Below are 8,131 nucleotides of genomic sequence, written 5' to 3' on the forward strand. Positions count from 1 at the left end.
AGAACCCTGAAAAACAACAAGCCATGCTATATAAAGACCAAATAGACAAAAATCGGATACCGGCACACATAGCCATCATTATGGATGGTAACGGACGCTGGGCCAAACAGCAGGGACACGCCCGTACTTTCGGACACCAGGCTGGCGCTGAGACCGTACATGTCATTGCGGAAGAAGCCGCACGGCTAGGCGTGAAATATCTGACTCTTTATACATTCTCTACTGAAAACTGGAACCGTCCGGTAGACGAAGTAGCCGCTTTGATGAGTTTGCTTATGGACTCCATTGAAGAAGAAACCTTCATGAAGAACAACATCAGCTTCCGCATCATCGGTGAAACAGAAAAATTGCCGGAAAACGTACTTGCACGACTGAACAAGTGTATTGAACGTACATCAAAGAACACGGGAATGTGTCTGACATTAGCATTAAGCTATTCTTCTAAATGGGAAATCACGGAGGCTGTCAAAAAAATTGCCCGTGAAGTGAAGGAAGGAAGCCTTTCTCCCGAAGAAATTACAGACCAGACCATCGATCGATACCTGGCTACTCATTATATGCCCGACCCGGACTTGTTAATCAGAACAGGCGGTGAAATCCGTCTGAGCAACTACCTGCTCTGGCAGTGCGCCTACGCGGAACTGTATTTCTGTGACACTTTCTGGCCGGACTTCAAGGCCGAAGAATTGTGTAAGGCTATTTGTGACTTTCAAAAAAGAGAACGCCGATTCGGCAAAACCAGTGAACAAATTTAACAAAGAACAATGCAAAACCGTTTTTCACTTATCCTATTGATTGCTGCATGTCTTTCGTCTGCTCCAATGGGGGGATATGCACAGGACAATAATACAACTGAACAAAGCGATAAGCCAGTTATCCTTTACAACGGAACACCTAAAAAATATGAAATCGCCGACATCAAGGTCAGCGGAGTAAAGAACTATGAGGATTATGTCCTGATAGGTATTTCCGGCTTGGCTGTCGGACAAACTATCACCGTACCGGGAGATGACATCACCTCGGCCGTAAAAAGATACTGGCGTCATGGCTTGTTCTCTGACGTGAAAATCACTGCGGATAAGATTGTAGATAATAAAATCTACCTGTCTATCCAGCTGACACAGCGTCCGCGTATTACCGACATCGTGATTCACGGTGTGAAGAAGAGTGAACGTGAGGATTTGCAGGCTAAACTGGGTATGGCAAAAGGTACTCAGGTTACACCGAACTTGATTGACCGTGCCAAGATTTTGATCAAGAAGCATTTTGACGAAAAAGGTTTCAAGAATGCGGAAGTAAACATCATTGAACGCGAAGACCCGGAAAACAAGGAGCAGGTATATGTAGATGTGAACATTGACAAGAAAGCTAAAGTCAAAGTCCACCAGATTACCATTGACGGAAACGAGGTACTAACTGACAAGAAGTTGAAGCGTGTCATGAAGAAGACCAACGAAAAAGGTAAGCTGATTAACCTTTTCCGTGCCAAGAAGTTCATCAATGAACGTTACGAAGAAGACAAGCAGAAAATCATCGATAAATATAACGAGCTGGGTTACCGTGACGCACAGATTGTAGTAGACAGTGTATCGCCATACGATGAAAAAACGGTAGATGTCTACATGAAAATCTACGAAGGACAGAAATATTACCTTCGTGACATCACCTGGGTAGGTAACACGGTATATCCTTCTGACCTATTGAACGAACAGCTCCGCATGAAACGCGGTGATGTATATAACCAGAAGTTGCTGAACGACCGTATCTCTAATGATGAAGATGCAATCGGTAACAACTACTATAACCGTGGATATGTGTTCTACCGCCTCGATCCGGTGGAAGTAAACATTGACGGTGACTCTATCGACCTGGAAATGCGTATCACCGAAGGTCCGCAGGCCAGTATCAGCCACGTACGCATCAACGGTAATGACCGTCTGTATGAAAACATCGTACGTCGTGAGTTGCGTACACGTCCGGGCGACCTCTTCAGTAAGGAAGCACTGGAACGTTCTTACCGTGAAATTGCACAGATGGGACACTTCAACCCTGAAAATATCAAACCGGATGTACAGCCGAACTTCCAGGACGGTACAGTCGACATCAACTGGGGACTGGAATCAAAAGCCAACGACCAGGTGGAATTCTCTGCTGGTTGGGGACAGACTGGTATCATCGGTAAGCTGAGTTTGAAGTTCACCAACTTCTCATTTGCGAACTTGTTCCGCAAAAACGACAACTACCGCGGTATCCTGCCACAAGGTGACGGACAGACACTGACCATCAGTGGGCAGACCAACGGACGCTACTATCAGTCATACAGTGTATCGTTCTTCGATCCATGGTTTGGCGGCAAGCGCCCGAACTCATTCTCTGTTTCGGCCTTCTACTCTATCCAGACCGACGTGAGCAGTCAGTATTACAACTCTGCTTACATGAACAACTATTACAACATGTTGAGCGGATACGGATACTACGGAGGTTATGGAAACTATTATGACAACTACGAATCTTACTACGACCCTGACAAGTCAATCAAGATGTTCGGTGTATCTGTAGGATGGGGTAAACGTCTGCGCTGGCCGGATGACTACTTTACCTTGTCGGCTGAATTGTCTTACCAGCGATTCATGCTGAAAGACTGGAGTTACCTCTATATCAAACTGAACAACGGACAGTACATGAACACCGGTAACTGTAATAACCTGAGCTTGAACCTGACCTTGTCACGTAACTCTACGGATAACCCGATTTTCCCGCGTTACGGTTCAGAATTCTCGGCTTCTTTGCAGATTACTCCGCCGTACTCTCTGTTCAGCAAGAAGGACTACTCTACTTACGGTAAAGACAACTACCACGATGCTGCCAGCATGTACAAGTGGATTGAATACCACAAGTGGAAATTCAAAGCCAAGACTTATACAGCCTTGATGGATATCCAGAAATGTCCGGTTATCATGACCCGTACAGAATTCGGTATCCTCGGTCACTTCAACAAATACAAACGTTCACCGTTTGAAACCTTCTACGTGGGAGGTGACGGTATGACTGGTTACAGTTATAACTACGCATCCGAAACCATCGCCCTTCGTGGATATGAAAACGGTTCATTGACTCCGTACGGAAGTGAAGGTTATGCTTACATCCGTCTGGGTGCCGAGCTCCGCTACCCGCTGATGCTGGAAAACTCTACCAGTATCTATGCACTGGGCTTCGTGGAAGCAGGTAACGCATGGAACAACGTGACCGACTTTAACCCCTTCCAGTTGAAACGTTCTGCCGGATTCGGTGTACGTATCTTCCTGCCGATGATTGGTATGATGGGTATTGACTGGGCTTACGGTTTCGACAAGATTGACGGTTCAATGCAATACAGCGGAAGCCAGTTCCACTTTATCATCGGACAAGAATTCTAACACTTAAAAACCAATGATTATGAAGAGACTCATTTTATCCGTTATGCTGTTAGTGGCCGCCGTAGGCATGGCCTCAGCACAGAAATTCGCCCTGATAGATATGGAGTATATCCTCAAGCAGATACCTTCTTATCAACAGGCCAACCAACAGATGGAGTCACTGTCAAAGCAATGGCAAAGCCAGATTGAGGCCAAAGCCAATGAAGCGAAGAAGCTGTACGAAGATTACCAGAAAAGCGCCAACACGCTTTCTGCTACTCAGAAAACCAGCAAAGAGGAAGCTATCGTAGCCAAAGAGAAAGAAGCGGCAGAGCTCCGCAAGCAATATTTCGGACCGGAAGGTGAACTGATGAAGAAACGCCAGGAGCTGATTTCTCCGATTCAGGATGCCATCTACAATGCAGTGAAAGAAATTGCTACCCAGCGCGGATACGATGCCGTAATAGACCGTGCCTCGGCACAGAGCATGATTTTTGCTTCTCCACGCATTGATATAAGCAATGAGGTTCTTGCAAAACTAGGATATTCAAATTAATTTTATACATTTGCAACCGGGTGATAATAAGCCCTGTTTTATACATCGAATTAATTAATAACAAATAGAAACTTGAGATTATGTTGAAGAAAATTGCTTTTTTACTTTTACTCATCGCACCGATGAGTGTATTCGCACAAAAATTTGCGCACTTTAAATCAATGGATATCATCCCAGTAATGCCGGAATACGCAAAGGCACAGACAGACATCCAGACTATGCAGAAACAATATGAGGACGAAATCAAACGTGCTTCTGACGAATTCAACAAGAAATATGCAGAATACCAGCAGGAACAGAAGAACCTGCCGCAGAACATTCAGGAACGCCGCCAGAAAGAATTGCAGGAACTGAGTGAAAAAGGTATGCAGTTCCAGCAGGATGCTCAGCAGCAGTTGCAGAAAGCATACGCTGACATGATGGAACCGATTTACAAAAAACTGGAAGATGCCGTACAGGCTGTAGGTAAAGCAGGTGCTTATACTTACGTATTCGACCTGAACCGTACTGATATTCCTTACATTGACGAAGCTCAGTCAAAAGATATTACAAACGACATCAAGACTAAATTGGGCATCAGCCTGACAGCAGTTCCTGCTACTCCAGCAGCACCTGCAGCAACTCCTGCACAGTAATTAAAGAAACTCTTTGTCGTACTGACTACATGTCATTCAGAGAAACACACAAAAGATTTCTCTGAATGACATTTTTCTTTTCAAACCTTTCAACCGTTTTCCCATGTACCCTCTATCTGCCCCTCACACCGGCCCTATCGGAGTATTCGATTCCGGATACGGAGGTCTTACCATCTTAGGAAAATTCATCGAACGACTGCCACAGTACGATTACCTGTACTTGGGAGATAATGCCCGTGCTCCATACGGCACACGTTCGTTCGAAGTGGTCTACGACTTCACCCTGCAGGCTGTCAAGAAATTGTTTGAGCTGGGCTGCCCGCTGGTCATCCTGGCCTGCAATACGGCTTCCGCCAAAGCGCTCCGCAGCATCCAGCAGAACGACCTTCCTCACATGGATCCGACCCGCCGCGTATTGGGAGTAATACGCCCCACCGTGGAATGCATCGGTGAAATCACCCGCAACGGGCACGTAGGCCTGCTGGCCACAGCCGGCACCGTACGCTCCGAATCCTATCCGCTGGAGATTAAAAAGATTTTTCCAGACATTCAGGTCACAGGAATGGCCTGCCCCATGTGGGTGCCACTGGTAGAGAACAAGGAATACGACGGTGACGGAGCCGACTATTTCGTCAAGAAATACATTGATACCATCCTGCAGAAAGATCCGGATATCGACACCCTGATTTTAGGCTGTACGCACTATCCCCTGCTTCTGCAAAAGATACGGCAGTACACCCCCTCGCACATCCGACTGGTAACGCAAGGCGAGTATGTCAGCGAAAGCCTGAAAGACTATCTGTTGCGTCATCCGGACATGGACGCACGCTGTTCCAAGAACAAGCGACGGGAGTTTCTTACCACAGAATCGGTCGAGAAATTCCGGGAATCGGCTTCGGTATTCTTACACTGCACAGACGTACATGTACGCAATGTCCAACTTGAATAACACAAAAATGGTCCGCCTCTGAATCTTCTCACAAAGGCGGACCATTTTTTGTTTTATATGACCTGACTGCTATTCAGCCACAAAAGTCGCGTGCTGCACATTCCGACTGTCCGGACCTACCATCACCTCAAATTCTCCCGGTTCATATCCATATTCCAGACGAGAGTTATAATACTTCAAATCATCCTCGTCGAGCACAAATTCCACATTCTGCGTCTCTCCCTTTTTAAGGGCCACACGACGGAAAGCTTTCAGCTCCTTCACCGGACGGGAGATTTCTGCATACACATCGTGAAGGTACAGCTGCACAATCTCTACTCCGTCACACTCGCCGGAATTGGTTACAGGCACGGTTACCTTCAACTGACCGCCCTTGGCCATACGCTCGGCACTCAACTGCAAATTACCGTAGCGGAAAGTGGTATAACTCAAACCATAGCCAAAAGGATATAGCGGTTCATTGCTCTGGTCGATGTAATTGCTGCCATAACGGTTAAAAGTGGTATCATCCGTATCCGGACGACCCGTGTTCAGGTGATTATAATAAAGCGGCAACTGTCCCACCGCACGCGGGAAGCTCGTGGTCAGCTTACCTGAAGGAGACATGTCACCAAACATCACATCGGCAATGGCATCGCCCGCTTCACTGCCGGCAAACCACACGTTCAGGATAGCCGGTACATGCTCAGACTCCCAGCACAAATCTAGCGGACGACCAGTAAACAAAGCCAGTATCACCGGCTTTCCGGTAGCTACCAGTGCCTTCAACAAATCTTTCTGTGCATCCGGAATCTGAATATCCGTACGAGAAGAAGACTCTCCACTCATCTCGGCACTCTCACCTAATGCAGCCACAATCACATCGGCCGAAGCCGCCACGCGCAAAGCCTCAGCCCGCAACTGACGGTCATCACCACGTGTCAGCGGACGAGGTTCGACCGCCCCTTTCTCTATATGCTCACTATAATACACGTTACTTCCTTTGGCATAAGAAACCGTAGCCTTATCACCTACCGCACGACGGAAAGCTTCGTACATCGTCACATGACGGTCTGTCTGACAATCCATGTTCCACGTGCCGCACATATTGTTCTGCGCATCGGCCATCGGCCCAATTAATGCAATGCGTCCCTTTTTCTGCAAAGGCAACAACTTACCATCGTTCTTCAACAATACAAACGTTTCGGCCGCAATCTCACGTGCCGCTTTACGATTCGCCTCCGTAAACAGTTCCTTGCGACCTCGAAGCGTATCACAATACTTATAAGGATTCTCAAACAATCCTAACTTATACTTGGCTTCCAGTACCCGACGGCAGGCCTCGTCAATCCGCTCCTGCGTCACGGCCTTCTCCTTCAGTGAAGCTTCCAGCGTATGCAAGAAACCATGTGCCACCATATCCATGTCCGTTCCCGCATTCAACGCCCGTGCAGAAGCCTCCTTCAAGTCGGCCACCCCATGAGCCTTCATCTCACCAATTGAATTGTAGTCGGTCACCACAAAACCCGTGAATCCCCACTCATTGCGGAGCAAATCCGTCAGCAGCCATTTGTCGGCTGTAGCAGGCACCCCGTTGATGGTATTGAACGAGCTCATCACCGAGCCCACTCCGGCTTCCACCGCACCCTTGTAAGGAGCCAGGTACACATTATACATCAGATTACGACTCATATCCACCGAATTATAATCACGTCCCGATTCCGAAGCTCCATACAGCGCAAAGTGCTTCACACAAGCCATGATTTCATTGTTCTGCTTCATGCCGTCACCCTGATAACCGCGCACATACGCTCCGGCCATCAGCGCACCGAGGTATGGGTCTTCTCCACTTCCTTCTGCAATACGTCCCCAGCGGGCATCCCGACAGATGTCTACCATCGGACTGAATGTCCAGCTGATTCCATCGGCACTGGCTTCCGTGGCAGAAATGCGTGCCATACGCGTTACTGCCGCCGTATCCCAGCTACAAGACAGGGCCAACGGAATCGGGAAGATGGTCTCGTACCCGTGAATCACATCAGCACCCACTATCAAAGGAATTCCCAGACGAGTTTCCTCCACCGCCATACGCTGCATCTGGTAAATCTTATCCACTCCCTTCACATTGAAAAAGCCGCCGACCTCTCCAGCCCGGATAGCTTCTGCCATCTTGCTGTTCTTCACCGCTCCCGACACCAGGTCATTCCCAGCCGGCAGATTCAACTGTCCTAACTTTTCCTGCAAGGTCATCCTTCCCATCAGGTCACTGATAAAGCGGTCCATCTCCGCATCCTTTCCCCCGGAATTCGGTGAAGAACATCCTGCCATCGTTAAAAGCAAGGCCCCACCTTTACAAACTGACTTATTTTTCCCATAGATATCGTAATTTTTAGAATTCGTTCTTCCAAAAATATCAATTTTTCAAACAAAACGAGCCCGAAATACGAGGTTTATTTTCGCACCAGCAGAACGCAAGTACGTTTTAAAAAAACGCAAGTGCATTCGATATGAAACGCTTTGGCGTTTGAAGTAAAACGAACTTGCGTTTCAAACAAAACGCTTTGGCGTTTGAAGTGTACTGAAAATAGTTGTCAGTTTGAAGATTAATTCCTGACAA

The 8,131-nt window shown here is 47.4% G+C and carries 6 protein-coding genes; 5 read left to right on the forward strand and 1 reads right to left on the reverse strand.

From position 1 onward, the window contains the following. Window positions 1-23: 23 nt before the first annotated feature. The 5 genes from DXD04_RS15025 to murI all read left to right on the forward strand — a co-directional run bounded on the left by DXD04_RS15025 (window position 24) and on the right by murI (window position 5,535). Entirely contained in the window at window positions 24-755 is a 732-nt protein-coding gene (locus DXD04_RS15025; RefSeq protein WP_117674003.1) for an isoprenyl transferase, read from the forward strand. A gap of 9 nt (window positions 756-764) precedes the next feature. Beyond that, window positions 765-3,416: an outer membrane protein assembly factor BamA gene (gene bamA / locus DXD04_RS15030; RefSeq protein ID WP_117674004.1), complete on the forward strand. Its 2,652-nt coding sequence runs from the start codon at window positions 765-767 to the stop codon at window positions 3,414-3,416. 19 nt (window positions 3,417-3,435) lie between these two features. Next, entirely contained in the window at window positions 3,436-3,951 is a 516-nt protein-coding gene (locus DXD04_RS15035) for an OmpH/Skp family outer membrane protein (protein WP_022052400.1), read from the forward strand. Between the two features lie 80 nt (window positions 3,952-4,031). Further along, entirely contained in the window at window positions 4,032-4,586 is a 555-nt protein-coding gene (locus DXD04_RS15040) for an OmpH/Skp family outer membrane protein (RefSeq protein ID WP_022052399.1), read from the forward strand. Window positions 4,587-4,689: 103 nt separating this feature from the next. Beyond that, window positions 4,690-5,535 carry a glutamate racemase gene (gene murI / locus DXD04_RS15045; RefSeq protein WP_022052398.1) on the forward strand — a complete coding sequence of 282 codons (846 nt, stop codon included), beginning with the start codon at window positions 4,690-4,692 and terminating at the stop codon, window positions 5,533-5,535. Between the two features lie 69 nt (window positions 5,536-5,604). Here the strand turns inward: murI and bglX are convergent, their stop codons facing one another. Further along, window positions 5,605-7,842, reverse strand: coding sequence for a beta-glucosidase BglX (gene bglX / locus DXD04_RS15050; protein ID WP_117674005.1), 2,238 nt, complete (start codon window positions 7,840-7,842; stop codon window positions 5,605-5,607). Between the last annotated feature and the right edge of the window lie 289 nt (window positions 7,843-8,131).

The organism is Phocaeicola plebeius, assembly GCF_003437535.1.
Lineage (GTDB): Bacteria > Bacteroidota > Bacteroidia > Bacteroidales > Bacteroidaceae > Phocaeicola > Phocaeicola plebeius_A.